Origin of the sequence: Streptomyces sp. NPDC001508, from assembly GCF_040298665.1 — a bacterium.
In the GTDB taxonomy this organism is placed as follows: Bacteria; Actinomycetota; Actinomycetes; order Streptomycetales; family Streptomycetaceae; genus Streptomyces.
In genome coordinates this window covers 153,070-178,823 of record NZ_JBEPAP010000003.1, presented here as the reverse complement: position 1 = coordinate 178,823, position 25,754 = coordinate 153,070, and the positions used below count along the sequence as shown (strand labels likewise).

Sequence of the window (25,754 nt, the reverse complement as noted above, 5' to 3'; positions counted from 1 at the left end):
AGGAAGAATCATCAAAGGTTAGCCTTGCCTAAGTCAATACTTTCCCGACATCCTGTCGGTAAAAGCGTACAAGAAAAAGCCCGCCCCGGCAGGGCGGGCCTCTCGGGATGCCTCGGGCGCTCCCGGCCGCTACGGCAGGGTCAGGATCTCCGCCCCCGAGTCGGTGACCACCAGCGTGTGCTCGAACTGCGCGGTCCGCTTGCGGTCCTTGGTGACCACCGTCCAGCCGTCGTCCCACATGTCGTACTCGTACGAGCCCAGCGTCAGCATCGGCTCGATGGTGAACGTCATCCCCGGCCGCATGACCGTCGTCGCGTGCGGACTGTCGTAGTGCGGGACGATCAGACCGGAGTGGAAGGACGAGTTGATGCCGTGGCCGGTGAAGTCCCGCACCACCCCGTACCCGAAGCGCTTGGCGTACGACTCGATGACCCGGCCGATGACATTGAGCTGCCGGCCCGGCCGGACCGCCCTGATCGCGCGGTCGAGGGCTTCCCGGGTCCGCTCCACCAGCAGCCGCGACTCCTCGTCGACGTCCCCGACCAGATACGTCGCGTTGTTGTCGCCGTGCACCCCGCCGATGTACGCCGTCACGTCCAGGTTGACGATGTCGCCGTCGCGCAGCACCGTCGAGTCCGGAATGCCGTGGCAGATGACCTCGTTGACGCTGGTGCACAGCGACTTGGGGAAGCCGCGGTAGCCGAGCGTCGACGGGTAGGCGCCGTGGTCGCACATATACGCGTGCGCCACCGCGTCCAGCTCGTCCGTGGTCACCCCGGGCGCGATGATCTTCGCGGCCTCCGCCATGGCCCGGGCGGCGATCCGGCCCGCGACGCGCATCGCCTCGATCGTCTCGGGGGTCTGCACCTCCGGCCCGGTGTACGGCGTCGGCGCGGGCTTGCCGACGTACTCGGGGCGGCGGATGTTTCCGGGTACCGAACGGGTGGGAGACAGCTCCCCTGGTACGAGCAGCGACTGGCCAGACATGCCAGCGAGTCTAACCAGCGGGCATGGGGGACCATGTCCCTGGCGAAAGGAGCCGGTCATGGCCCTGTTCAAGAAGCGGACGGTCGGAAAGCCGGGGGAGTGGTACTACTGCCTCGAACACAAGAAGGTCGAGGAGGGGCCGGAGTGCCCGGCCAAGGACCGCTTCGGCCCGTATCCCAACCGCGCGGAGGCCGAGCACGCGATGCAGACCGCCCGTGAGCGCAATGTGGAGTGGGAGAACGACCCACGCTGGCACGACCCAGCGACCCGCCCCCCCAACAACAACTGACCCCCCCGGCCCCCACCCGCCCACGGCCCGGCCCACCCCGCCCGCGACCGGGGCCCGGATCCGCCCCGCCCGCCCGCGGCCCGGGCCCGGGTCACCCCGCACGGTAGTCGCGGTCGCGTGCTGTTCGCGGCCTGCCCCCAATCCACCCGCCCGCCCGCGGCCCGGCTCCCGATCCACCCCGCCCGCGGCCGGGGCCCGGATCCGCCCCGCCCGGTCGTGACCCGGCCCCCAATCCACCCCGCCCGCAGCCGCGGCCCGGACCCACCCCGCCCGTGGCCGGAGCCCGGGGCCGCGGGGGCGTGGTGAACGTCGTGCACGGGGGCGGGGTGGTCGTCTGCGACGGTGCTCAGGCATCGGTCCAGGAAGCCCGCGATCTCAGTCGTGGGTGGGGTCACGCCACCGCATCCGGTCGCAACCGGTCACTCGTGACGTGGAGTTCACCCCGTATTCGCCCGGCCCGGGGAATGTGCCCAGTGCCCGAGACCGATGAGGAGCCGGCCCATGACCGACGTCAGTGTCCCCTTCCGCGCGGGCCGCGAAGGGTACGTCAGCTACCGGATCCCGGCCGTGGTCGTCACCCGCCCCGGCACCGTGCTGGCCTTCTGCGAGGGCCGCCGCGACTTCGCGCACGACCACGGCCGCATCGACATCGTGCTCAAACGCTCCACGGACGGCGGCCGCACCTGGGGCCCGCTCCAGGTCGCCGCGCCGGGCGGCGGCGACCTGGCCGGCAACCCCGCCCCCGTCGTGCTCGGCACCGGCCGGATCCTGCTCGTCCACGTCCGCGCCGCCGCCCACGCCACCGAGGACGCCGTACGGCGCGGCGAGGTCACGGACGCGGACGGCCGCCGGGTCTGGGTGCGGCACAGCGACGACGACGGCGCGACCTGGTCCGGGCCCACGGAGATCACCGCGTCGGTGAAGCCGCCCGGCTGGCGCTGGTACGCCACCACCCCCGGCCACGCCCTCCGGCTGAGCACCGGCCGGATCGTCGTCCCCGCCAACCACTCCCTGCCGCCCGCAGGCGACGACACCGGCACGGAGCCCCACTACTACGGCGGCCACTGCCTGCTCAGCGACGACGACGGCGCGAGCTGGTACCTCGGCTACGTCGACGACGACACCGACGGCCACATCAACGCCAACGAGACCAGCGCCGCCGAACTCCCCGACGGACGCGTCTACTTCAACACCCGCACCGCCTCCCGCTCGCCCGGCACCCGCGCCGATGCCCACTCGGCCGACGGCGGCCGCACGCTGACCAAGCCGTTCCGCCCGCAGTCGGGCCTGACCGGGCCCGTCTGCCAGGCCGCCGTCCTCCAGCTGCGCGACCCCGACCTGCTGCTCTGCTCCGGTCCCGCCGCCCCCGGCGCCCGCGCCCTGATGACCGTGCGCGTCTCGACCGACGGCGGCACCACCTGGCGCCCCGCGCACACGGTCGACGGGCTGCCCGCCGCCTACTCCGACCTGGCCCGGATCGACACCGCGACCGTCGGACTCCTCTACGAGACCGGCGACCGCGGCGCCTACGAGACGATCACTTTCCGCCGGGTGCCCGTCACGGCGCTCGCCTGACGGGGGTGGGCGGACGGCCGCGGACGTAGAGTCGGCCGCATGACCTCTACCGACAGCGCACAGCAGCCCACCGGAACCCCCGCCGGGAAGCCCGCCAAGGACCCCTGGGACCTGCCCGACGTCTCCGGACTCGTCGTCGGCGTGCTCGGCGGCACCGGACCGCAGGGCAAGGGCCTCGCCTACCGGCTCGCCCGGGCCGGCCAGAAAGTGATCATCGGTTCCCGGGCCGCCGAACGCGCACGGGCCGCCGCTGACGAACTCGGGCACGGCGTCGAGGGTTTCGACAACGCCGAGGCCGCCCGTCGCAGCGATGTGGTGATCGTCGCCGTGCCCTGGGACGGCCACGGCAAGACGCTGGAGTCACTGCGCGCGGAACTGGCCGGCAAGCTGGTGGTGGACTGCGTCAACCCGCTCGGCTTCGACAAGAAGGGCGCCTACGCGATCAGGCCCGAGGAGGGCAGCGCCGCCGAGCAGGCCGCCGCCCTGCTGCCGGACTCCCGGGTCGCCGCCGCCTTCCACCATCTGTCCGCCGTGCTGCTCCAGGACCCGGAGATCGCCGAGATCGACACCGATGTGATGGTCCTCGGCGAGGAACGGGCCGACGTGGAGATCGTGCAGGCGCTGGCCGGGCGGATCCCGGGCATGCGCGGCGTCTTCGCGGGCCGGCTGCGCAACGCCCACCAGGTGGAGTCCCTGGTCGCGAATCTGATCTCCGTCAACCGCCGGTACAAGGCGCACGCGGGCCTCCGCGTCACCGACGTGTGAGACACCTCCGCCCATGGGGGACACTGGTGGCGTCCGACAGTCCACCGGGTCCGACGGTCCGACAGGTTCGACCCGGTCCAGCAGTGTCCCCCGACAGGAGCCGATCCGATGCCCGCCCCGCTCCCGCCCGGTCCGACCCGGCGCCTTGCCCTGTGCACCCTCGTCGTCTGCGTCCTCGCCGTCGCCGCGGCCGTCGTCTCGTTCGTCCAGGGCAGCTGGCTGGGCATCGTCTGGGTGCTGCTGGCCGGGCTGTCCAGCAACATGTGCTGGTACTACATGAAGCGGGGCAGGGCCGGTCGCCGGCCGCCCGTCACGGGCTGATGGCGCAGTACGGGTTGCCGTCCCGCCAGAAGCGGTACAGCTCGTGGCCGCAGTACTGGTCGACCGCGTCGATCCCGAGGCCGCGCAGGATCGCGTCGACCAGGTCGAAGAACGCGCCGTTGAGCGACGGGATCCACAGCAGCGCGAACACGAACAGCAGCCCGAACGGCGCGAACGGCTCCACCTGGCGCTTGACGCCGGACGACAGCCACGGCTCGATCACGCCGTAGCCGTCCAGTCCCGGCACCGGCAGGAAGTTCAGGATCGCGGCCGTGACCTGGAGCAGCGCCAGGAAGGCCAGCGCGTACCGGAAGTCCCGGGGCACCCCGTCCAGGGCGTCCAGCCAGAACGGCGCCGTGCACACCGCCGCGAACAGCACGTTCGTCAGCGGGCCCGCCGCCGAGACCAGGCTGTGCCGCCAGCGGTCCCGGATCCGGCCGCGCTCGATGAACACGGCACCGCCCGGCAGCCCGATCCCGCCCATGATCAGGAAGACCACGGGCAGCACGATGCTCAGCAGCGCATGCGTGTACTTCAGCGGGTTCAGCGTCAGATAGCCCTTGGCGCCCACCGTGATGTCGCCGCTGTGCAGCGCGGTGCGCGCGTGCGCGTACTCGTGCAGGCACAGGGAGACGATCCAGGCCGCCGTCACGAACAGGAACACGGCGACGCCCGGCTGGTGGGCGAACCCGGTCCAGGTGGCCCAGCCGGTGACCGCGGTGACGGCCAGCAGCCCGAGGAACACCGGACTGATCCTCCGGTCGCTGCGGCGGGTGGTGGCGGTGGTCATACGGCGGTCTCCTGGCAGGCGTGTCGGACGGGCCGGGGTCGACCGTACCGGTGACGGAGGGAGAACGTCCTGCGGCCCGGCACGGGTTCCTGGTAGTCGTTACGCTGTAACCGAGCCGATCGTGGAGGTGACCATGACGATCGCCGAAAGCTGGGTCGAGTCCGTGCAGAAAGCCATGGAGGTCCCGCGGAGTGCCCGCCTCCGGCTGACCAAGAACGGACTGACGTTGGTACCCGTCACCCATGCACGCACCACAACGGCTCGGCGGATCGCCAATCAGATCGAGGAACGGCTGCCGGGTTGGACCCCGGTCGGCGAGTTCTCCGTGGTCCCGTCCCGGGAGGGTTACAAGCCCGAACCCGACGCCTCCGCGCTCCCGCTGGAGCAGGTGGATCCCGCGAAGAGCGAGATCAGCGAAGAGCTGCTGCCGTTCGTCGTCGAGGTCGTATCGCCGGAGAGCAGGTACCGCGACTACAGCACCAAACCCGAGCACTACGCCCTGCGCGGCATTCCCGCGTACCTGATCGTCGATGTCCTCGCGGCCTCGTGGACGCTGCTGACCCAGCCGGCGGACGGCGTCTACCAGTGCTCGCAGTCCGGACCGTTCGGCAAAGAGATCGAGATCCCCGTGGCGGACCGGACGCTCGTCCTCGACTCCTCGCAGTTCATGCGGGTCTGAACCCGCGGGCCGGATCCTGGTGTTTCGGGGGACGCCGGTAAGGCGTCCGGATTGTCCGGATTATTCGAATGGGTCGCGCGCCGCACTCCTCCTCCCCCGCGGACGACGACCGCGCGGTGGCCCGGGCGCTGGCGGCGACGGAGGTCACCGGCCTCGCGCCGCGGCCGTTCTCCGCGCTCAGCGGCGGCAAGCGGGCCCGGGTCGCGCTCGCCCGGGTGCTCGCCCAGCACGCGCCGCTGCTCGTGGTCGGGGGCGGGTGGGTGTGGGTTCGGTTCGGGATGGGGTTCCGGGGCTTCGGGGGCGGCGGTGGGGCGTGCCGGCCGCAGGCGGCGACCGGTGGGTCTGAAACCCGCGGGCGGGGTTCTGGCGTCTGCGGGGACAATGGACGGCGTGCGCTATCGCATTCTCGGCACCACTCAGGCGCTCCGCACCGACGGAACCCCCGTCCCGGTCGGCGGGGCGCGTCTGCGTGCCCTGCTGACGGTGCTGGCGCTGCGGCCGGGCCGCACCGTGCCGGTGGGCCTGCTGGTCGAGGAGGTGTGGGGCGCGGAGCCGCCCGCCGACGCGACCGGGGCCTTGCAGGCGCTGGTGGGCCGGTTGCGGCGGGCGCTGGGCGCCGAGGCCGTCGCCTCCGCCGAGGGCGGCTACCGGCTGCCCGCCGTGGCCGACGACATCGACCTGTACCGTTTCGAACGGCTGACCGGCGACGGCCTGCGCGCCCTCGCCGACGGCGACCCGCACAAGGCGGCCGATGTCCTCGACGACGCCCTCGCCCTGTGGCAGGGGCCGCCCCTCGCCGACCTGCCCGACCGCACCGCCGAGGCGGCCCGGCTCGACGCCCGGCGCCTGGACGCCCTGCGCGCCCGGCACACCGCGGCCCTCGCGCTCGGCCACGCCGAACAGGCGCTGCCCGAGCTGACCGCCCTGTGCGACGGCCACCCCCTGGACGAGCCCCTCCAGGCGCTGCGGCTGCGCGCGCTGCGCGACGCGGGCCGCGGCGCCGAGGCACTGGCCGCCTACGAGGACGTACGACGGCTGCTCGCGGACCGCCTCGGCTCGGACCCCGGACCGGAACTGCGCGCCCTGCACGCGGAACTGCTGCGGCCCCGGGAACACACCGGCCGCGCCCCAGGGCCCGCCCCGCACGGCACCGCGGCCGACGGGCCCGCACCGCACGGCACAGCGGCCGACGGGCCCGCACCGCACGGCACAGCGGCCGACGGGCCCGCGCCCGGCGTACGGCACCCGGACGGCCGGCGGCCGCGGGCCGCGGCACCCGACGGGGGCGGCGGCCCGCCGGTCCCCGGGAACCTGCCCGCCCGGCTCACCTCCTTCGTCGGGCGGGAGGGCGACATCGAGACGATCCGCGGCGACCTCGCGGCGGCCCGGCTCGTGACCCTGCTCGGGCCCGGCGGGGCCGGCAAGACCCGGCTGTCGCTGGAGGCCGCCGAAAGCATGCGGCACACCACCCCGGACGGGGTGTGGCTGGCCGAACTGGCGCCCGTCGACGACCCGGCCGCCGTACCGGAGGCCGTGCTCACCGCGATCGGCGCCCGCGAGACCGTGCTGCACGGCGCCGGCGCCGAGGGCATGCGGGCCGTCGGCGACCGCCATGACGACCCCGTCGGCCGGCTGGTCGAACACTGCGGCAGGCGCCGCATGCTGATCGTCCTCGACAACTGCGAGCACATCGTGGACGCGGCGGCCCGGCTGGCGGCCCGGCTCCTGGAGCGCTGCCCCGAGCTGACCGTGCTGGCCACCAGCCGCGAACCCCTCGGCGTACCGGGCGAGTTGGTGCGTCCCGTGCAGCCGCTGTCCGAGCCGGCCGCGCTGCGGCTGCTCGCCGACCGGGGCGCCGCGGCCCGGCCCGGCTTCCGTATCGAGGCCGACGAGGAGACCGCGGCGGCCTGCGCCGAGATATGCCGGCGCCTGGACGGGCTGCCCCTCGCCATCGAACTGGCCGCCGCCCGGCTGCGCCTGATGACACCGCGGCAGATCGCGGACCGGCTGGACGACCGCTTCCGGCTGCTGACCTCCGGCAGCCGCACCGTACGGCCCCGCCAGCAGACCCTGCGGGCCGTGGTCGACTGGTCCTGGGACCTGCTGGACGACGACGAACGGGACGTGCTGCGCCGGCTTTCGGTCTTCGCGGGCGGCTGCGACCTCGCCGCCGCCGAGGCCGTCTGCGGCCCGGGCGCCCTCGACGCGCTCGGCTCGCTGGTCGACAAGTCCCTGGTGGTGGCGGCCCCGGCACCCGACGGCGCGATGCGCTACCGGCTCCTGGAGACCGTCGCCGAGTACGCCGGCGAACGCCTGGAGCAGGCCGGACAGCGTGCGCGGGCCGAACGCGACCATCTGACGTACTACCGTGAACTCGCCCGCACCACCGACCCGTTGCTGCGCGGCCCGGGCCAGCGCGCGGCCATCCAACGGCTGGAGCTCGAGTACGAGAACCTGCGCACGGCCCTGCGCCACGCGGTCGCCGCCCGCGACGAGCAGGAGGGCCTGAGCCTCGTCCTCTCCCTGGTCTGGTACTGGCAGATGCGCGACCTGCGCGGCGAGGTCCGGCACTGGTGCGGCGAGGTCATGGCCCTCGGCCCCGACCCGTTCGCCGAACCCGTCCGCCCGGCCCGGCCGGTGTGGCAGCGCTGCACCGAGACCCCGCCCCCGCTGACCGGCGAACTCCTCGCCGAAGCCCGGCGCGGTGTCCATCTCGCCCATCTGGCCTGCATGGACAGCGAGATGGACGCCCTGCAGACCCCCGAGGCCCTGGCGAAGCTGCGCGTCATCACCCGCACCTACGAACCCGGCCTGCCGCAGACCTGTCACGCCCCCGGAATGATCTGGTTCTACGCCGTGATCCTGACCGGCGACATCGATCGGCTGCACACGATCCTGGACGTCTGCGTGCGCACCTGCCGGGAGACACCGGGCTACGACTGGAACCTCGCCAGCACCCTCCAGCTCCGCGCCGGCATGCGCGCCAACCGCACCGCCTGGGCGGGCGACGCGGTGCGTGACGCCGACGAGGCCCTGGGGATCTACCGGCGGCTCGGGGATGCCTGGGGCGCCGCCGAGGCGCTGTCCGCGCGCGGCGAGGCCCATGAACGCAAGGGCGACTTCGGCGCCGCCGCGGCCGACTTCGAGGCGGCCGTCGAGCACGCCGAAATCCTCGGCGCCCGCGCCCAGGTGGCGATCCTCACCGCCCGGCTCGGCGGGGTACTCCTCGAAGCGGGCGAGACGGAACGCGGCGAGCGGCTGCTGCGCGAGGTGCTGGCCCGCAAGGACGGCGTCGGCAACGAGGCGATGCCCGCCGCCCGGCTCTTCCTCGCCGGCTGGTTCGCCGCGGACGGCCGCGTCGCCGAGGCGCGCGAACAACTCCGGCTGGTGCGCGAGGAGTCCAAGGTGGTGCACTTCATCGTCTTCGACACCCTGCTGCTCGGCCAGGAAGCCTGGGTGGACGCCGCCGACGGCCGGCACGAGGACGCCCTTGGCAAGATCCGCGCGTCGCTGGCGCAGTGCACCGAACCGCTGGCCCAGGCGATCATGCCGCAGCTGCCGTCCATCGATCTGAGCGTCGCCGCGGTGTCCCTGGCCCGGGTCGACGGCGGCAGCCGTGCCGCGGACGCCGCCCGCTGTCTGGGCGCTGCCGACGCGCTGCTGCCGGCCGGTCACTTCCCGGCCGGCATGGAACGCGCGGTGCGCGGGCGGGCCCTGGACGGCATCCGCGCGGTGCTCGACGAGGCGGCCTACGAGGCCGCGTACACCGAGGGCGGTGGCCTCTCCCTCGCGGAGGCCATCGCCCTGGTCTGATCCGCGCCCCCCACCGGAGCCCGCAACGTCAGCTCTTCGTACGGAACTTGTGGATCGCGACCGGTGCCATGACCGCGGTGATGGCCGCCGACCAGGCCAGCGTGATCCACAGATCGTGGGCGACGGGACCGCCCACCATCAGTCCGCGGGCCGCGTCGGCCAGCGTGGACAGCGGGTTGTAGTCGGTGAAGGCCTGGAGCCAGCCCGGCATCGACTGGGTCGGCGCGAAGATCGACGAGCCGAACTGGAGCGGGAACAGCACCAGGAAGCCCATCGCCTGCACGGACTGCGCGTTCTTCAGGACCACGCCCAGGGTGAGGAACACCCACATGATCGACGAGGCGAACGCCGCGGACAGCCCCACGGCCGCGAACAGCCCGCCCCAGTGGTCGATGTGAAAACCGACCAGGACGGCCACGACCATCAGCACGGCGGTCGCGAACAGCATCCGCGCCAGTTCCACCGAGATCTTCGCGAAGAGCACCGAGCCGCGCCCGATGGGCAGCGAGCGGAAGCGGTCCATGACACCGGAGTTGAAGTCCTGGCTGAAGCCGGTGCCGACGCCCTGGGACAGCGTCATGCTCATCATCGCGATCATGCCGGGGATCACATACTGCACATACCCGTCCTGGCCGCCGCCCAGGGCCTGTCCGATCGAGCCGCCGAAGACGTACACGAACAGCAGCGTGAAGACGATCGGCATCAGCAGGGCGTCGAACATCGACTCCGGGTCCTGCCGGATCCACAGCAGATTGCGGCGGATCAGGGCCCCGGTGTGCCGCAGATGGCCGCGCAGCGGGATCCGGGCGTCGGATGCGGAAGCAGAAGTGGAAGCGGTGGCCGTACTCATACGGCGACCTCCTGGCGGGTGTCGGTGGGCGCGGCATCCTGCGGGGCACTGGCACGGTGGCCGGTCAGCGACAGGAACACCTCGTCCAGGCTGGGCAGTTCGGTGGTGATCGAGGAGACGGTGATGCCGCGCGCGGCGACCGCGCCGACCACGGCGGTCAGCTGCTCGTCGCTGAGGATCGGCACCAGCAGGCTGCCGGCCTCGCTGTCCACGGTCGTCGCGGCGAGCCCGGTGATGCCCAGTTCGTCCAGCATCCCGGCGAGCGGGCGCAGCTCCAGCGGGTCGGCGGGCCGGATCCGCAGCGTGCGGCCGCCGACCTTCGCCTTCAGCTCCTCGATGCCGCCGTTCGCGATGACCTTCCCGCGGTCCACGACGGTCAGCTCGGAGGCGAGTTGTTCGGCCTCCTCCATGTACTGGGTGGTCAGCAGGACGGTGACCCCGTCCCCGACCATGGCCTTGACCTCGTCCCACACCTCGTTGCGGGTCCGGGGGTCGAGACCGGTCGTCGGCTCGTCCAGGTACAGCACCTCGGGCCGTCCGATCATGGAGGCGGCCAGGTCGAGCCGGCGCCGCATGCCGCCGGAGTAGGTGGCTGCGGGCCGCTTGGCGGCGTCCGTCAGCGAGAACCGCTCCAGCAGTTCGTCGGCGCGGGCGCGGGCCTCCTTGCGGGGCAGGTCGAGCAGCCGCCCGATCATGTACAGGTTCTCCCAGCCCGGGAGCTTCTCGTCGACGGAGGCGTACTGCCCGGTCAGGCCGATCACCCGGCGCAGCTGGCGGGGCTGGCGTAGGACGTCGTAGCCGGCGACGGTCGCCTGGCCGGCGTCCGGTGCCAGCAGGGTGGACAGGATCCGTACGAGGGTGGTCTTGCCGGCCCCGTTGGGACCGAGCACCCCCATCACGGTGCCCTCGCGCACGTCCAGGTCCACGCCGTCCAGTGCCTTGGTCTCGCCGTAGTGCTTGACCAGCCCCCGCACGGTCACGGCGTCCCCACGCCCGCTGGGCTTGTTGTCGTTTCGTGTCATGCCGAAGACACTGCCACCCCCCACCGACAAACTCCCTACAGGCCACCGACAGCCCCGCGTACCGCCCCTGACGAAACCGCGACGAGCGACCGCCCCTGACGAAACCGCGACGAGCGACCGCCCCCGCCGGATTGAGCAACCACTCATCGAGCAACCCCGACGGCGAGCAACCACGTCCGCGAGAGCGGCGCCGGTTCAGGCGCAAAGAGGGGACGGCCCGCCGACGGGGGAAGATCGGCGGGCCGTCCTTGGTGTTTCCGAGATGGTCTCAAGGGGCGCGGGAACTGCGCGGAGCGCCTAATGAACCGAGTGCTCCTCCTGAGGGAATGTGCCGCCGACGACGTCCTCGGCGAAAGCCTTCGCCGCGCCACCCATCACCGCACGCAGATCCGCGTACTTCTTCACGAACTTGGGGACCCGACCGCCGGTCAGGCCCAGCATGTCGGTCCACACCAGCACCTGCGCGTCCGTCTCGGGTCCGGCGCCGATGCCGACGGTCGGGATGTGCAGCACCCGGGTCACCTCGGCGGCCAGCTCCGCCGGCACCAGCTCCAGCACCACCGCGAACGCGCCCGCGTCCTGTACCGCCTTGGCGTCGCGCAGCAACTGCTGGGCCGCCTCCTCGCCGCGCCCCTGCACGCGGTAGCCCATGGAGTGCACGGACTGCGGGGTCAGGCCGATGTGCGCCATGACCGGGATGCCGGACTCCACCAGCAGCCGGATCTGTTCGTGCGAGCGCTCGCCGCCCTCCAGCTTGACGGCGCCGACACCGGCCTCCTTCACCAGCCGGGTCGCCGAGCGCAGCGCCTGCACCGGGCCCTCCTGGTAGGAGCCGAAGGGCAGGTCGCCCACGATCAGGGCGCGCCGGGTGCCGCGCACGACCGCGGCCGACAGCATGGTCATCTCGTCGAGGGTGACGGGCACGGTCGTCTCGTACCCGAGGTGGCAGTTGCCCGCCGAGTCGCCGACCAGCATCACGGGGATGCCCGCCTCGTCGAAGACGGACGCGGTCATGGCGTCGTAGGCCGTGAGCATGGGCCACTTCTCGCCCCGCTCCTTGGCGAGGGCGATGTCGCGGACGGTGATGCGGCGGGTGCCCTTGCCCCCGTACAGCGCGTTGCTGCCGTCGGAGGACTTGGTCGGGGCAGCCGAAAGCTGCGTCATTGCAACAGCTCCTTCAGGTCATCTCGAAGCGCCCTGACGGCGTCTCCGGATCCCCTCCATGGTGGCACCTCGTGCCGGCGACGGCCAGGGGACCTCCGTGTGATCCACCCGGCCTCCGGGTGCCCGGCGTCCCGTAACCGGCTCTCCGGGTAAGGTCTGGGCAAAGAAATAAGATACGAGACGGTTCCGTATCGGAATGGTCCTAGGCTCGTTGCCATGACAACTCCCGCTGTAGCCGCCTCCCGGATACCCGAAGAGGTGCACCGGCGCCGTTGGGCCATCCTCGGCGTCCTCATGCTGAGCCTGCTGATCGTGGTGCTGGACAACTCGATCCTGAACGTCGCGGTCAAGACGATCTCCATGCCCGCGCCCACCGGGCTCGGCGCCACCCAGAGCGAGATCGAGTGGGCCATCAACTCCTACACCCTCGTCTTCGCCGGGCTGCTGTTCACCTCGGGTCTCGTCGGCGACCGGCTCGGCCGCAAGAAGGTCCTGCTCGGCGGGCTCGTGGTGTTCGGCATCGGCTCGGCCCTGGCCGCCGAGTCCGGCTCTCCGGGTCAACTCATCGGCTACCGCGCCCTCATGGCGCTCGGCGCCGCCTTCGTCATGCCCGCCACCCTGGCCGTGCTCATGAACGTCTTCGAGCGTGAGGAACAGCCCAAGGCCATCGGCATCTGGGCGGGCGGCGTCGGACTGGCCATCGCCATCGGCCCGATCACCGGCGGCGCGCTCCTCGACCACTTCTGGTGGGGCTCCGTCTTCCTCGTCAACGTGCCGATCGTGATCCTCGCGGTGGCCCTGATGATCTGGCTCGTGCCCGACTCGCGCGACCCCAGGCCCGGCCGCGTCGACCCCGTCGGCGTCGTCCTCTCCGTCGTCGGCCTGGTCCTGCTCGTCTACGGCATCATCAAGGGCGGCGAACTCGCCGACTTCACCGACCCCAGCGTGCTCGCCACCATCGCCGCGGGGCTCGTCGTACTCGTCGCCTTCGTCCTCTTCGAGAAGCGCAGCGACCACCCGTCCCTCGATGTCACCTACTTCAAGAACAAGGTCTTCTCGGCCGCCATGAGCGCCATCGCGCTGGTCTTCTTCGCGCTGATGGGCGTGACGTTCTTCGGCGTCTTCTACACCCAGAGCGTGCGCGGCTACTCGCCGCTGGAGTCCGGCGTGCTCATGCTGCCGCTGGCCGCCGCGCAGATGATCTTCGCGCCGCGCGCCCGGCTGGTCGTCGACCGGTTCGGCAACCGGGCCACCACCACGGCCGGGCTGCTCCTGATCGCCGCGACCCTGGCCGTCTTCGCCACCTTCGAGGCGGACACCCCCATCTGGCTGCTGGAACTGGTCTTCTTCCTGATGGGCACCGGCATGGCGCACATCATGACGCCGACCTCCGTCGTCATCATGCAGGCCCTGCCGCGCGAGAAGGCCGGCTCCGCGTCCGCGCTGAGCAACACCTTCCGCCAGGTCGGCGGCGCCCTCGGCATCGCCGTACTCGGCTCGGTCCTGTCCGCCGCGTACCGCAACGGCATCGAGGGCAAGCTCGGGGCGGTGCCGGCCGGACTGCGGGACACCGCGGCCGAGTCCATCGAGGCCACCCTCGGCGTCGCCGCCAAGCTCGGCCCGCAGGGCAAGGCACTGGTCGACCCGGCCAACGACGCGTTCCTGCACGCCATGCATGTGACCGCGCTGTGCGGCACCGGGGTCGCGCTGCTCGGCGCGCTGGTGGTGGCGCTCTTCCTGCCGGGCCGGCCGCCGGCCGCTCAGGACGGCGAACGGGAAGCGGAGTTGGTCGCCGCCGCGGACTGACCCGTCCGCGCACGCGTCCGGAGAGGCAGCACGGGGGAAGGAGGCCCCTGCGGGACAATTCCCGCAGCACAGCGAAAGGACGGAGTGACGTGAGCCTTGCCGACAGTCGCCCGCAGCCCTACGGTCCCGCCCGGGGCCGCCCGCGCAGCGAAGCAGCGGAACGCGCCATCCTGGAAGGTGTGATGAAGCTCCTGGAGGACGGCGTACCCCTCGCCGAGCTGTCCATCGAGCGGATCGCCCGCACGGCCGGCGTCGGCAAGGCCACCATCTACCGCCGCTGGAGCGGCAAGGAGGAACTGTTCGTCGACGTCATGCGCGCCGCCGAACCCTCCGACCCCGAACTCCCCGGCACCTCCATGCGCGACGACCTGGTCGTGCTGCTCGAAGCGCTGCGCCTGCGCGGCCTGGCCAGCCGCTCCTCGGCCATCCTGCACAACGTGCACGCGCAGATGAAGAGCAGCCCCAAGATCTGGGCCGCCTACCAGACCAGCGTGATAGCGCCGCGGCGCAGGCAGAGCCTGGAGATCCTGCGCCGCGGGCAGCGCAACGGGGAACTCCGGCCGGACGTCGACCTCGAACTGGCCAACGACCTGTTCGTCGGCCCCATGCTCGTACGCTCCGTGATGCGCCCCGACATGGAACTCCCCGACGGTCTCGCGGAACAGATCGTCGACGCCGTGCTGGCCGGCCTACGACCCGTCAGCAGGCCCGGCCCATAGCCTGAATGTGCGCGTTTCGTCACAGTCCACCCCCGCCCCCTTGATCACCGGAACTCCGGGCGCCCGCCTGTTCGTCCTGGACTTCCGTACGGCCGTCATGGGACGGCGGGAAGGGCGCCGATCATCCCCTAGGGTCGTGACCCAGGGGGACGACGGTGTGCACGGCAGGTAGTGAGGCAACGGTATGGCGCAGCAGGCGTACATCACGGAGACGGACAACGGCGGTTCGGGACCCGAGCCGCGGGGCTCCCGGTTCCGGCGCCTGGCGCTCCGCCTGCGCGAGGTCTGGCGCGACCCGGGCATCTGGCGCCGCGGCATCGTGCTCGCCGCGCTCGCCCTGCTCCTCGCCCTGGTGATGCTGCTGCACTCGCGCATCCCCAACACCGTGGGCAACCTCGGCAGCCTCACCGAGACCTTCCTGCCCTGGCTCGGCCTGCTCATCCCGGTCCTGCTGGTCCTCGGCGCCGTCCGCCGCTCCGCGACCGCGCTGATCCTGGTGGTGCTGCCGTCCGTGGTGTGGCTGAACCTCTTCGGCGGGCTGCTCACCGACCGCACGGTCGGCGGGGGCGACCTGGTGGTCGCCACGCACAACGTCAACGCCGACAACCCGGACCCGTCCGGCACCGCCCGCGAGGTGGCCGCCTCCGGCGCGGACCTGCTGGCACTCGAGGAGCTGAAGGCGTCGGCCGTCCCGGTGTACGAGGAGGCGCTGGCGTCGACGTACAAGTACCACGCGGTCGTCGGCACCGTGGGGCTGTGGAGCAAGTACCCGATGACCGCGGTCCGGTCCGTCGACATCCGGCTGGGCTGGCAGCGCGCCATGCGTGCCACGGTCGCCGCGCCCGCCGGCCCGGTCGCGGTGTACGTCGCCCATCTGCCCTCGGTGCGGGTGAAGCTGGCGTCCGGATTCACCGCCCGCCAGCGCGACAAGAGCGCCGACGCGCTGGGCGAGGCGATCGCCGACGAGCCGCTGCGACGGGTCGTGCTGCTCGGCGACCTGAACGGCACGATGAACGATCGCTCGCTCAACGCCGTCACCTCACAGATGCGCTCCACGCAGGGGGCGGCGGGCAGTGGGTTCGGGTTCAGCTGGCCGGCGTCGTTCCCGATGGCGCGGATCGACCAGATCATGGTGAAGGGGGTCGAGCCGGAGAGTTCGTGGACGCTGCCGAGGACGGGCAGCGACCACCTTCCGGTGGCGGCCCGTGTGAAGGTGGACACGTCCGCGTAACCCGCAGGAATACTGAGCCTGAAATGCTTTGTTCCGAGGCTGAACATTGCTGCTTCGTCCCCTTTCCCGAAAGGCACAGGCTCCTTCATGCCCCTGGCCCTGCTCGCCCTCGCCGTGGGCGCCTTCGGCATCGGCACCACCGAGTTCGTGATGATGGGCCTGCTGCCCGATGTCGCGGACGACCTGCACGTCTCCCTGCCGACCGCCGGGCATCTGGTCTCCGCGTACGCGCTGGGCGTCGTCATCGGCGCGCCGCTGCTCGCCGCGGTCACCGCGCGGAGGTCCCGCCGTACCGTCCTCATCGGCCTCATGGCCCTGTTCGTGGTGGGCAACGCGCTGTCCGCCCTCGCCCCCGGCCAGGAGTCCCTGCTGGCCGCCCGGTTCCTCAGCGGCCTGCCGCACGGCGCGTTCTTCGGCGTCGGCGCCGTCGTCGCGACGACCATGGCCGCCCCCGAGCGCCGGGCCCGCTCGGTCTCCCTGATGTTCCTCGGCCTGACCGTCGCCAATGTCGCGGGCGTCCCCGTGGCGACCCTGGCGGGCCAGCACTTCGGCTGGCGGGCCACCTTCCTCGGGGTGAGCGTGATCGGGCTCGCGGCGATCGCCTCCCTCGCCCTGCTCATCCCGCACGACCACACCCACGGCCCCGCCACCGGGCTGCGCGGCGAACTGGCCGCCCTGCGCTCGGTGCCGGTGTGGCTGGCCCTCGGTACGACCGTGGCGGGCTTCGGCGCGCTGTTCGCCGCGTACAGCTACATCACACCGATGCTCACGGACTCCGCCGGGTTCGACGGGTCCGGGGTGACGCTGCTGCTCGCGCTGTTCGGCGTGGGCGCGACGGTGGGCAATCTGCTCGGCGGCCGGCTGGCCGACCACGCCATGCGCGGCACGCTGTTCGGCGGACTCGCCTCGCTGGCGCTGGTCCTGGCCCTGTTCCCGGTGCTGATGCGGGCACAGTGGAGCGCGGCGCTCGCGGTGACCCTGCTCGGCACGGCCGCGTTCATCACGGGCTCACCGCTGCAACTCATGGTCATGGAGAAGGCCGCGTCGGCGCCCTCCCTGGCGTCCTCGGCCAACCAGGCGGCCTTCAACCTGGCGAACGCCGGGGGAGCGTGGATCGGTGGCCTCGCCCTGGCCGCGGGCTTCGGCGTGACGTCCCCCGCGGTGGCCGGGGCGGCGCTCGCGGTGCTGGGGCTCGGCGTGGCCGCGGTGGCTTACGCCGTCGACCGCGGGGGCCTGCCGGCCGCTCGGCAGCGTCTGGTCGCGTCGCATGTCCCGGACCATCAGGAGGCGGTACGTCCCTGAAGACGCCTGCGGGGCGCGGGCCGCGGGGCGCGGGGCGCGGGCCGCGGGGATGGGCGGGTAGTGGGTGCGTTGTGGCTGGGCAGCGGTGGGTGGCTGCGGGTGCGTCGTGGCTGGTCGCGCAGTTCCCCGCGCCCCTTTGGGGGGTGCCGGTGGTGGGTGGCTGCGGGTGCGTTGTGGCTGGTCGCGCAGTTCCTCGCGCCTCTTTGGGGGGTGCCGGTGGTGGGTGGCTGCGGGTGCGTTGTGGTTGGTTGCGCAGTTCCTCGCGCCCCTTTGGGGGGTGCTGGTTGTGGGTTGTGGTTGGTTGCGCAGTTCCCCGCGCCCCTTTTCGCGTTCCTCTGACCTCTGGGGTGGGGGTGTGTTTATTCTCGCCAGCCGTTGGTGATGGGGAGGCGGCGGTCCTTGCCGAAGCCCTTGGCTGAGATCTTGGTGCCCGGCGGGTACTGGCGGCGCTTGTACTCCGCCGTGTCCACCATCCGCAGCGTCCTGATGACCAGCGCCGGGTCGAAACCGGCGGCGACGATCGTGTCCGCGCCCTTGTCGTGGTCGACGTACAGGTCGAGGATCGCGTCCAGGACCGGATAGTCCGGCAGCGAGTCGGTGTCGACCTGGCCGGGGCGCAACTCGGCGCTCGGCGGCTTGGTGAGGGAGTTCTCCGGGATCGGCGGGGTCTGACCGCGCTCGGCAGCCGCCCGGTTGCGCCACTCGGCCAGCCGGAAGACCGACGTCTTGTACACGTCCTTGATGGGCCCGTACGCGCCCACCGAGTCGCCGTACAGGGTCGAATAGCCCACCGCCAGCTCCGACTTGTTGCCGGGGGCGAGGACGATGTGGCCCTCCTGGTTGGAGATCGCCATCAGCAGCGTGCCGCGCAGCCGCGACTGGAGGTTCTCCTCGGCCAGCCCGGTCAGCTCGGTCGACGCCATATACGCGTCGAACATGGGGGCGATCGGGACGGTCCGGAAGTTGAGGCCGGTGCGCCGGGCCAGCTCGGCCGCGTCGTCCTTGGAGTGCTCCGAGGAGTACTTCGACGGCATGGACACGCCGTACACCTGCTCCGCGCCCACCGCGTCGCAGGCGATCGCCGCCACCAGCGCCGAGTCGATGCCCCCCGACAGCCCGATCAGCACGGACCGGAAGCCGTTCTTGTGCACATAGGCGCGCAGGCCGGTCACCAGCGCCGAGTACACCTCCTCGTCGTCGTCGAGGCGGTCCGCGTAGCCGCCGGTCCGCTCCGGCGGGTAGGCGGGCAGCGGGTCCTCGGAGAGGATCACCCGCTCGATGCGCAGCCCGTCGTCCACCACTCCGGTGGGCGGCTGCGCCGAGGCCGCGGGCAGCTCCAGGTCCAGCACCACACAGTCCTCGGCGAACTGCGGCGCCCGCGCGATCACCTCGCCGTCGGCGTCGACGACGATCGAGTCGCCGTCGAAGACCAGCTCGTCCTGGCCGCCGATCATGGCGAGGTAGGCGGTCGTGCAGCCCGCCTCCTGGGCGCGCTTGCGCACCAGTTCCAGCCGGGTGTCGTCCTTGTTGCGCTCGTACGGGGAGGCGTTGACGGACAGCAGCAGGCCCGCGCCCGCCGAGCGCGCGGCGGGCACCCGGCCGCCGTCCTGCCACAGGTCCTCGCAGATGGCCAGGGCGACATCGACGCCGTGCACCCGCACCACCGGCATGGTGTCGCCGGGCACGAAGTAGCGGAACTCGTCGAAGACGCCGTAGTTCGGCAGATGGTGCTTGGCGAGGGCCAGGACGACCGTGCCGCGGTGCAGCACCGCCGCCGCGTTCTGCGGGGCGCCGGCCGGCTGGCCGTACCGCGGCTGAGCGGTTTCGCTGCGGTCCAGATAGCCGACGATCACCGGCAGCTCCCCGAAGCCCTCCTCCGCGAGCCGGGCGGCGAGCGAGCGCAGCGCGGCGCGGGACGCCTCCACGAAGGACGATCTGAGGGCCAGGTCCTCGACGGGATACCCGGTCAGCGCCATCTCCGGGAACGCCACGAGATGCGCTCCCCGCTCGGCGGAGTGCCGGGTCCAGCGGAGGATCGTCTCGGTGTTTGCGGCGAGGTCGCCGACGCGCGAGTCGATCTGGTTGAGGGCGAGACGAAGTTGAGGCACGCGCCCAGTGTAATCGTCAGAGCGACGCGATAGGGGTGGCGCGGAGTGTGGTGCACCCCACGCCACCCCCGTCCGGCGCCGCGGGATCAGCGACGGCGGTACGACTGGACGTAGCCGCCGGCGGGCGTGCCCACGCCGGTCACGTCGTCGTAGCCCTTCACGGCCTTGAGCGAGCTGTCCTTGCCGAGGCTGCGGACCGAGGTGAGCAGGCCGTCGGCGGCGTCGTAGCCGTTGGCGAAGTCGACGCGGGCGACCGCCAGGCCGGAGCCCGTCGGGTCGTCCGTGACGTCGTGGTACGCCTTCGAGCCGTACTTGGCGTAGATCGCCGGGTTGGCGAAGCCGATCGCCTTGCCGCCGCGCGCCTCCTGGGCCAGCGCCTGCACGGCCGCGATCACCGGCGCGGCCAGCGAGGTGCCGCCGATGCGGTACTCGCCGTACTGCGCGGTCCCGTCCGGGAAGGTCTGGGTCTGGCCGACGAGGAAGCCGGTGTTCGGGTCGGCGACCGCCGCGATGTCGGGCACGACCCGGTTGCCGGCCGCGCTGTTCGCCTTGGCGAGCGAGTTCGGGACGACGCCCCGCTGGTAGAACGGCTCGGGCACGGTCCGGCTGGTGCCGCCGCCCGCGCCGGAGGTGAACGCGCCGGGGAAGTCGGTCCAGCTCCTGCCGTCCGCGGACAGATTCGCCTTCTCGGTGCCCCAGCCGGTCTCCCACAGGTACGTCTCGCCCTTGCCGACGGCCAGCGAGGTGCCGCCGACCGCGGTCACCCACGCCGAGTTGGCCGGGGTGTCGACCTGTTTGGTGCCGGTGTTCGCGACCTCGTCGCCGTTGTCGCCGGAGGAGAAGTAGAAGCCGATGCCCTGGACCGCGCCGAGCTGGAAGACCTGGTCGTAGGCGGCCTGGACGTCCGGCGTCTCGTTGGCCTCGATGTCGCCCCAGGAGTTGGAGACGATGTCGGCCAGATGGTGGTCGACGATCTTGCCGAGCGAGTCGAGCAGATCGTCGTCGTAGCAGGAGGCGGCGCCCACATAGGTGACGGAGGCGTCCGGCGCGACCGCGTGCACGGCCTCGACGTCCAGGGTCTCCTCGCCGTACCAGCCGGCCGCCCCGCACTCCTCGGTCTTCGTGTAGTTCTCGGGCAGCACCTGGCGCAGCCCGCCGGACTTCCAGGCCGCGTCGCCGTTCTTGCGCGCGTAGGCGGCGGCGTCGAAGGCGATGGTCGGCGAGGCGTAGGCGTCGGTGATGGCGACGCGGACGCCCTTGCCGGTGTAGCGGCCGGCGCCGTAGGCGGCCCGCAGCTGCCTGCCCGTGTAGCCCTTGACGGCGTACGGGATCTTCTGGCCGTATGCGCGCGGCAGTGTCGTCGCGGTGTTCGAGCCGTAGTACGAGGAGAACGGCCCGGCGTTCTTGAACACGGCGTCCGGCGGCGGCAGTTGGTCCTGGTGGTGGGCCTTGTGCGGCGCGTTGTCCAGGCCCGTGACGGTCAGCACGGCGCCGCCCAGGCCCCGCGGCACGGAGGCGGTGCGGGCGGGCGCACGGTAGGTCTTCGAGCCCTTGGCGTAGTTGTGCAGCCCGGTGCCGAAGGCCCGCTCGGTGGCCGCCACATCACCGGAGACGGCGAGGTAGTGCCGGGTGACCTCGGTGACCTTCAGGCCGGCCGAGGACAGCCAGGACGTCACGGCCTTCACCTGGGCCCCGGTCGCGCCGAAGCGCGCCTGTGCCTGTGCGGCGCTCAGATATCTGCCGTACAGCGGCGAGGACGGGTCGGAGACCGCCTTCGCGTACGCCGTGAGGCCGGACGCGTTCCGGCCGGCCAGATACACCCGGGCGGTGACCCGGGCGCCGTCCGGGGTGGCGCCCCTGTCCGCCTCCGCCGTGGCCCACGCGGGTCTGGTGCCGGCGAGTGTGTCCCGGCCCGGGCCGTCCGCGGCGTGCGCCGCGGGTATGCCGAGCGCCAGTGCGCCGGCGAGCATCGGCAGTGTCGCCGCCATGCTCACACCGGCGCGCGCCTTGGCGCGGTTGGATCTCATAGAACCCCCTGCGATGCGGTTCGCATACACGTAGTGGTCGCGGTCGTCGCCGATCCGCACCGGGGCCCGCGGCGGTCAGGGGCCCGCGAGTGGATCACACGATGGGGGCCACTCTTACGGATGAACCGTTCATGTCAGGGGAACGCGGGAGTCAAGAGAAGCCCAAGTAACCATCAGCCGGGGAGAATTGAGGCTTTCGTCCGTCCGGGTGTCAGGAACGGGGCGCCGCTCCGCGCTTCTTGAGCATGTCGGCCATCAGCGCGATCTCGGACTGCTGCGCCTCGACCATGCCCTGCGCGAGCCGCTTCTCCACCCCGACGGCGCACCGGGCGACACACCCCTCGGCCATGTGCACACCGCCCTGGTGATGGGCCGTCATCAGCTGGAGGTAGAAGACCTCCGCCCGCTTGCCCGACAGCGTGCCCAGCTTCTTCAGCTCGGTGTTGGTCGCCATGCCCGGCATCAGCGCGCCGTCCTTGCCGGCGGGCATGTCGCCCATGCCCATCCAGGTCATCGGCGGCTCGGCCGACACCTTCGGCAGCCCCCACAGGTCCAGCCAGCCGAGCAGCATGCCCCGCTGGTTGGCCTGCGTCTGCGCGATGTCGTAGGCGAGCCGACGTACCTCCTCGTCGTCCGTGCGGTCGCGCACGATGTACGACATCTCGACGGCCTGCTGATGGTGGACCGCCATGTCCCGGGCGAACCCGGCGTCCGCCGACTCGGCGCCCGGCGCCGCCGCGCCCGAGCCCCCGTCCTCGGCGACCGCGTAGGTGATCGCGCCCGCCGCGACCAGCGCCGCCGCCGCGGTCCCGGCGACCCAGCCGATGTGCCGCTTCACCGCACCGCCCTCACTTCATCGTCCCGCCGGTGCACGAGGCACCCGGCTCGGGCGTCTGCTTGCCCTGCACATACGTCGAGAAGAATGTGTTCACCGCCGGGTCGTCCGCGCTCTTCACGGTCACCTGGTGGCCCCAGGCCGACAGCATCAGCGGGGCCGCCTGGTCCTCGTACGGGCTCATCAGCGAGTACGGCGTCTGCTTCACCTTGGCCGCGAGCGCGTCCACGTCCGCCTTCTTCGCCGCCGCGGTGTACGTCACCCAGACGGCGCCGTGCTCCAGCGAGTGCACCGCGTTCTCGTTCTTCACGGCCGAGGTGTAGACGTCGCCGTTGCAGTTGAGCCACACCGGGTTGTGGTTGCCGCCCACCGGCGGCCGCATCGGGTACGTCACACTCGTCCGGACGTGGTTGCGCGCCAGGTCGCCCTTCCAGGTGCGCACCCCGTCATCGCCGGTCACGAAGTGCCCCGAGTCGCCGGCGCCCTTGGAGTCGTCCGACGCGCTGTCCGTGGAATCGGACCGCGTGTTCACGAGGACGACACCGCCGACGACCAGACCGGCCACGACCACCACGCTCGCGGCGACGATGAGCAGCCGGTTGCGGCGCTCGCGGGCCCGTTCGGCCCGCTGCATCTCCGCTATGCGGGCCTTGCGTGCCGCGCTGCTGTTGTTCTTCGCGGAAGCCATGAGGCGTGTCCTTCTGGGGGAAAGGGGCGGAGGCGTGGTGCGCGGGCGTGGTGCGGGGGTGGCGCTCGCCGATCGTAAGGGGCGGGGGGCCGCGTTTCGTAGGGAGGGCACCGGAATCGGGGGAGGGCAGTGGAGTGAAGCACGGGGACATGCCGCCTCGGCGACGCGCACCAAAACGGGCGGGAACGATCGGGATCGGCCATTACGGATGGCGGTCCGGGCAGGCAAGATGGGCGGCAGAGCAGTACATCCGCCGAACCCGGCGCGTTCCGTGCCAGGCCGGCCGGGCGATCAAGGTCCGCAACGCGCACGAAATGGTGTTGTGGTGGGATGCTCAGGTGCCCGACCGCCTCCGGTGGCACCGGGGAAAGGCGGCCTGACCAGCAAGGATGGGGAAGCGGAAGATGGACAAGCAGCAGGAGTTCGTGCTCCGGACCTTGGAGGAGCGCGACATCCGGTTCGTACGCCTGTGGTTCACGGACGTGCTGGGCTTCCTCAAGTCCGTCGCCGTGGCCCCCGCCGAGCTGGAACAGGCCTTCGACGAGGGCATCGGCTTCGACGGCTCCGCCATCGAGGGCTTCGCCCGGGTCTACGAGTCCGACATGATCGCCAAGCCGGACCCGGCCACCTTCCAGGTCCTGCCCTGGCGCGCCGAGACCCCCGGCACGGCCCGCATGTTCTGCGACATCCTCATGCCGGACGGCTCCCCGTCCTTCGCCGACCCCCGCTACGTCCTCAAGCGCGCCCTCGCCCGCACCTCCGACCTGGGCTTCACCTTCTACACCCACCCGGAGATCGAGTTCTTCCTGCTGAAGGACCGCCCGCTCGACGGCTCCCGCCCCACCCCCGCCGACAACTCCGGCTACTTCGACCACACCCCGACCAATATCGGCATGGACTTCCGCCGCCAGGCGATCACCATGCTGGAGTCGATGGGCATCTCCGTCGAGTTCTCCCACCACGAGGGCGCCCCCGGCCAGCAGGAGATCGACCTGCGCTACGCCGACGCGCTCTCCACGGCCGACAACGTCATGACGTTCCGCCTGGTCATGAAGCAGGTCGCGCTGGAACAGGGGGTGCAGGCCACCTTTATGCCGAAGCCGTTCAGCGAGCACCCCGGCTCCGGCATGCACACCCACCTCTCACTGTTCGAGGGCGACCGGAACGCGTTCTACGAGTCGGGCGCCGAGTACCAGCTCTCCAAGGTCGGCCGCTCCTTCATCGCCGGGCTGCTCCGGCACGCGGCGGAGACCTCGGCGGTCACCAACCAGTGGGTCAACTCCTACAAGCGCATCTGGGGCGGCTCCGAGCGCACCGCGGGCGCCGGCGGCGAGGCACCCTCGTACATCTGCTGGGGCCACAACAACCGCTCGGCCCTGGTCCGGGTGCCGATGTACAAGCCGGGCAAGACGGGCTCCGCACGCGTGGAGGTCCGCTCCCTCGACTCGGGCGCCAACCCGTACCTGGCCTACGCCGTCCTGCTGGCCGCCGGCCTCAAGGGCATCGAGGAGGGCTACGAACTGCCGCCCGGCGCCGAGGACGACGTCTGGGCCCTGTCCGACGCCGAGCGCCGCGCCCTGGGCATCGAGCCGCTGCCGCAGAACCTCGGCGAGGCCCTGACGCTGATGGAGCGCAGCGACCTGGTCGCCGAAACCCTCGGCGAACACGTCTTCGACTTCTTCCTGCGCAACAAGCGTGCCGAATGGCACGAGTACCGCTCGGAGGTCACGGCCTTCGAACTCCGCAAGAACCTGCCGGTGCTGTAAGAGCAGGCCAGAGCGGGTTTCCTGCTGATTCAGCGAGTGGGGCCGACAGTCGCAGAGTGTCAGCCCCACCGAGTTTTATGGGCCCTGAGCCGTCAGTGCGCCGTTTCAGCTTTCGCTGGGGCGGTCGGTTCCACGGCTTTGGGCAGCCACTTTGGTGCGAGCCTCGAAGATCATGGCCCCGACGTCATGCTTTACCGGGCCCGCCTATCCCTCGTTCAGCCCAGCCAATCGTCATGCAACCTTTTGTGGGCGGTCTGTACAGACATCGTGAGTTTTTTTTCGGTGCATGGCTTCAAGGGATTGGGTGGTGTGCTTATGAAGGGGAATTCAATGCGCCGGCTACTGGCCGCGGCGTTCTTGGCTGTCTGCGCAGTCGGTATGAGTGCGCCCACAGCCAGCGCGGCAGGCAGTGCCGACCTGTCCATCAAGATCGACGGTCCGCAGCCCGCCCCCGGTCCGGGGCCTGCCCCTGGAGAGAATGCCACGTATCAGGTGACCGTGAGCAACAATGGTCCGGATACGGCCACTGGCTGGTCGTTCTATCTGCCTGTGATTGTTCGCTTGGACAACGGGCAACCTTATGGCGCCGGGTTCGCTCCGAGTTCGTATGATGCGCGCTGCAGCACTACAGGCGGAGGCTCTGTCGGTATCCCGAGCAACGTTTTGTCGGCCCTTTCTTGTGCCGGTGATGCTCTGCCCGCGGGCGCCAGTACCACCTTCAGCATCACCGGAGGTCTTTTGTTCGATTCACAGAGGATGGTTTACCTGATCCCGGGGAATGAGACTGATCCCAATCAGGCGAACAACACCGCTTCTTCTGTGGATGTCGTACCGGTTCCGATGATTGATCCAGCAATCGGAGCCGGTGCTGCTGCTGCCTCCCTGGGGGCTGTCGGGGTGGCCTCCTACCTCCGTCGCCGTGGCACCGGAAGGGCGCAAACCGTACGCGTTTGATGAGTGACAGCGGGTGGCGCCGGTGCCGGCAGCGGAGAAGTACCGTGACCAGCCGCCTGCAGT

Annotated in this window: 21 protein-coding genes and 1 pseudogene; 13 read left to right on the top strand and 9 right to left on the bottom strand. The window is 71.5% G+C overall.

All coding sequences use genetic code 11. The features are described 5' to 3' along the window. Positions 1 to 129 precede the first annotated feature (129 nt). Positions 130 to 987, bottom strand: a complete 858-nt coding sequence (gene map / locus ABT245_RS04855; protein WP_351728609.1) for a type I methionyl aminopeptidase — start codon at positions 985 to 987, stop codon at positions 130 to 132. A gap of 58 nt (positions 988 to 1,045) precedes the next feature. Here map and ABT245_RS04850 point away from each other — a divergent pair, with 58 nt between their 5' ends. From ABT245_RS04850 to ABT245_RS04835, 4 genes are all read left to right on the top strand, one after another. Next, a complete protein-coding gene (locus ABT245_RS04850) occupies positions 1,046 to 1,276 on the top strand; it encodes a hypothetical protein (protein ID WP_351728607.1) in 231 nt (76 codons plus the stop codon). A 501-nt stretch (positions 1,277 to 1,777) separates the two neighbouring features. Further along, positions 1,778 to 2,851, top strand: a complete 1,074-nt coding sequence (locus tag ABT245_RS04845; RefSeq protein ID WP_351728605.1) for a sialidase family protein — start codon at positions 1,778 to 1,780, stop codon at positions 2,849 to 2,851. Between the two features lie 39 nt (positions 2,852 to 2,890). Then, entirely contained in the window at positions 2,891 to 3,616 is a 726-nt protein-coding gene (gene npdG, locus ABT245_RS04840) for an NADPH-dependent F420 reductase (protein ID WP_351728603.1), read from the top strand. Positions 3,617 to 3,724: 108 nt separating this feature from the next. Next, entirely contained in the window at positions 3,725 to 3,937 is a 213-nt protein-coding gene (locus ABT245_RS04835; protein WP_351728601.1) for a hypothetical protein, read from the top strand. On the opposite strand, the gene ABT245_RS04830 is transcribed toward ABT245_RS04835, so the two are convergent. Continuing rightward, complete coding sequence (locus ABT245_RS04830; protein WP_351728598.1) at positions 3,927 to 4,727, bottom strand: site-2 protease family protein; 801 nt, start codon at positions 4,725 to 4,727, stop codon at positions 3,927 to 3,929. The two genes, ABT245_RS04835 and ABT245_RS04830, sit on opposite strands and share 11 nt — an antisense overlap. Positions 4,728 to 4,860: 133 nt before the next feature. Here ABT245_RS04830 and ABT245_RS04825 point away from each other — a divergent pair, with 133 nt between their 5' ends. From ABT245_RS04825 to ABT245_RS04815, 3 genes and pseudogenes are all read left to right on the top strand, one after another. Further along, entirely contained in the window at positions 4,861 to 5,406 is a 546-nt protein-coding gene (locus ABT245_RS04825) for a Uma2 family endonuclease (RefSeq protein ID WP_351728595.1), read from the top strand. Between the two features lie 62 nt (positions 5,407 to 5,468). Continuing rightward, positions 5,469 to 5,654 (top strand): annotated as a pseudogene (locus ABT245_RS04820) (ATP-binding cassette domain-containing protein); the annotation flags it as partial. A 133-nt stretch (positions 5,655 to 5,787) separates the two neighbouring features. After that, positions 5,788 to 9,219: an AfsR/SARP family transcriptional regulator gene (locus ABT245_RS04815; protein ID WP_351728593.1), complete on the top strand. Its 3,432-nt coding sequence runs from the start codon at positions 5,788 to 5,790 to the stop codon at positions 9,217 to 9,219. A 28-nt stretch (positions 9,220 to 9,247) separates the two neighbouring features. On the opposite strand, the gene ABT245_RS04810 is transcribed toward ABT245_RS04815, so the two are convergent. The 3 genes from ABT245_RS04810 to panB all read right to left on the bottom strand — a co-directional run bounded on the left by ABT245_RS04810 (position 9,248) and on the right by panB (position 12,255). Next, entirely contained in the window at positions 9,248 to 10,069 is an 822-nt protein-coding gene (locus ABT245_RS04810; protein ID WP_351728591.1) for an ABC transporter permease, read from the bottom strand. Then, positions 10,066 to 11,091, bottom strand: coding sequence for an ATP-binding cassette domain-containing protein (locus ABT245_RS04805; RefSeq protein WP_351728588.1), 1,026 nt, complete (start codon positions 11,089 to 11,091; stop codon positions 10,066 to 10,068). The genes ABT245_RS04810 and ABT245_RS04805 overlap by 4 nt, the downstream gene beginning before the upstream one ends. Before the next feature lie 297 nt (positions 11,092 to 11,388). Beyond that, positions 11,389 to 12,255 carry a 3-methyl-2-oxobutanoate hydroxymethyltransferase gene (gene panB / locus ABT245_RS04800; protein WP_351728586.1) on the bottom strand — a complete coding sequence of 289 codons (867 nt, stop codon included), beginning with the start codon at positions 12,253 to 12,255 and terminating at the stop codon, positions 11,389 to 11,391. A 216-nt stretch (positions 12,256 to 12,471) separates the two neighbouring features. On the opposite strand from panB, the gene ABT245_RS04795 reads away from it, so the two are divergent. The 4 genes from ABT245_RS04795 to ABT245_RS04780 all read left to right on the top strand — a co-directional run bounded on the left by ABT245_RS04795 (position 12,472) and on the right by ABT245_RS04780 (position 17,313). Then, positions 12,472 to 14,061, top strand: coding sequence for an MFS transporter (locus ABT245_RS04795; RefSeq protein ID WP_351728583.1), 1,590 nt, complete (start codon positions 12,472 to 12,474; stop codon positions 14,059 to 14,061). Positions 14,062 to 14,150: 89 nt separating this feature from the next. Continuing rightward, positions 14,151 to 14,780, top strand: coding sequence for a TetR/AcrR family transcriptional regulator (locus ABT245_RS04790; protein ID WP_351728581.1), 630 nt, complete (start codon positions 14,151 to 14,153; stop codon positions 14,778 to 14,780). A 184-nt stretch (positions 14,781 to 14,964) separates the two neighbouring features. Continuing rightward, positions 14,965 to 16,011, top strand: coding sequence for an endonuclease/exonuclease/phosphatase family protein (locus ABT245_RS04785; protein ID WP_351728579.1), 1,047 nt, complete (start codon positions 14,965 to 14,967; stop codon positions 16,009 to 16,011). Positions 16,012 to 16,098: 87 nt separating this feature from the next. After that, positions 16,099 to 17,313, top strand: a complete 1,215-nt coding sequence (locus tag ABT245_RS04780) for an MFS transporter (protein WP_351728577.1) — start codon at positions 16,099 to 16,101, stop codon at positions 17,311 to 17,313. Between the two features lie 359 nt (positions 17,314 to 17,672). On the opposite strand, the gene ABT245_RS04775 is transcribed toward ABT245_RS04780, so the two are convergent. The 4 genes from ABT245_RS04775 to ABT245_RS04760 all read right to left on the bottom strand — a co-directional run bounded on the left by ABT245_RS04775 (position 17,673) and on the right by ABT245_RS04760 (position 22,971). Next, positions 17,673 to 19,421 carry an NAD+ synthase gene (locus tag ABT245_RS04775; protein WP_351728574.1) on the bottom strand — a complete coding sequence of 583 codons (1,749 nt, stop codon included), beginning with the start codon at positions 19,419 to 19,421 and terminating at the stop codon, positions 17,673 to 17,675. Positions 19,422 to 19,507: 86 nt separating this feature from the next. Continuing rightward, entirely contained in the window at positions 19,508 to 21,448 is a 1,941-nt protein-coding gene (locus tag ABT245_RS04770; protein WP_351728572.1) for a S53 family peptidase, read from the bottom strand. Between the two features lie 211 nt (positions 21,449 to 21,659). After that, positions 21,660 to 22,286, bottom strand: a complete 627-nt coding sequence (locus ABT245_RS04765; RefSeq protein ID WP_351728570.1) for a DUF305 domain-containing protein — start codon at positions 22,284 to 22,286, stop codon at positions 21,660 to 21,662. Between the two features lie 10 nt (positions 22,287 to 22,296). Continuing rightward, complete coding sequence (locus ABT245_RS04760; RefSeq protein WP_351728567.1) at positions 22,297 to 22,971, bottom strand: thioredoxin-like domain-containing protein; 675 nt, start codon at positions 22,969 to 22,971, stop codon at positions 22,297 to 22,299. Between the two features lie 404 nt (positions 22,972 to 23,375). On the opposite strand from ABT245_RS04760, the gene glnA2 reads away from it, so the two are divergent. Beyond that, positions 23,376 to 24,737, top strand: coding sequence for a gamma-glutamylpolyamine synthetase GlnA2 (glnA2, locus tag ABT245_RS04755; RefSeq protein ID WP_351728565.1), 1,362 nt, complete (start codon positions 23,376 to 23,378; stop codon positions 24,735 to 24,737). 267 nt (positions 24,738 to 25,004) lie between these two features. After that, the gene (locus ABT245_RS04750; protein WP_351728563.1) at positions 25,005 to 25,691 is read left to right on the top strand and encodes a hypothetical protein; all 687 of its coding nucleotides are present in this window, start codon (positions 25,005 to 25,007) and stop codon (positions 25,689 to 25,691) included. The last annotated feature ends 63 nt before the right edge of the window (positions 25,692 to 25,754 follow it).

Coding starts and splice junctions, on each gene's coding strand:
- map (WP_351728609.1), bottom strand. CDS start 987: ATGTCTGGCCAGTCGCTGCTCGTACCAGGGGAGCTGTCTCCCACCCGT.
- ABT245_RS04850 (WP_351728607.1), top strand. CDS start 1,046: ATGGCCCTGTTCAAGAAGCGGACGGTCGGAAAGCCGGGGGAGTGGTAC.
- ABT245_RS04845 (WP_351728605.1), top strand. CDS start 1,778: ATGACCGACGTCAGTGTCCCCTTCCGCGCGGGCCGCGAAGGGTACGTC.
- npdG (WP_351728603.1), top strand. CDS start 2,891: ATGACCTCTACCGACAGCGCACAGCAGCCCACCGGAACCCCCGCCGGG.
- ABT245_RS04835 (WP_351728601.1), top strand. CDS start 3,725: ATGCCCGCCCCGCTCCCGCCCGGTCCGACCCGGCGCCTTGCCCTGTGC.
- ABT245_RS04830 (WP_351728598.1), bottom strand. CDS start 4,727: ATGACCACCGCCACCACCCGCCGCAGCGACCGGAGGATCAGTCCGGTG.
- ABT245_RS04825 (WP_351728595.1), top strand. CDS start 4,861: ATGACGATCGCCGAAAGCTGGGTCGAGTCCGTGCAGAAAGCCATGGAG.
- ABT245_RS04815 (WP_351728593.1), top strand. CDS start 5,788: ATGGACGGCGTGCGCTATCGCATTCTCGGCACCACTCAGGCGCTCCGC.
- ABT245_RS04810 (WP_351728591.1), bottom strand. CDS start 10,069: ATGAGTACGGCCACCGCTTCCACTTCTGCTTCCGCATCCGACGCCCGG.
- ABT245_RS04805 (WP_351728588.1), bottom strand. CDS start 11,091: ATGACACGAAACGACAACAAGCCCAGCGGGCGTGGGGACGCCGTGACC.
- panB (WP_351728586.1), bottom strand. CDS start 12,255: ATGACGCAGCTTTCGGCTGCCCCGACCAAGTCCTCCGACGGCAGCAAC.
- ABT245_RS04795 (WP_351728583.1), top strand. CDS start 12,472: ATGACAACTCCCGCTGTAGCCGCCTCCCGGATACCCGAAGAGGTGCAC.
- ABT245_RS04785 (WP_351728579.1), top strand. CDS start 14,965: ATGGCGCAGCAGGCGTACATCACGGAGACGGACAACGGCGGTTCGGGA.
- ABT245_RS04780 (WP_351728577.1), top strand. CDS start 16,099: ATGCCCCTGGCCCTGCTCGCCCTCGCCGTGGGCGCCTTCGGCATCGGC.
- ABT245_RS04770 (WP_351728572.1), bottom strand. CDS start 21,448: ATGAGATCCAACCGCGCCAAGGCGCGCGCCGGTGTGAGCATGGCGGCG.
- ABT245_RS04760 (WP_351728567.1), bottom strand. CDS start 22,971: ATGGCTTCCGCGAAGAACAACAGCAGCGCGGCACGCAAGGCCCGCATA.
- glnA2 (WP_351728565.1), top strand. CDS start 23,376: ATGGACAAGCAGCAGGAGTTCGTGCTCCGGACCTTGGAGGAGCGCGAC.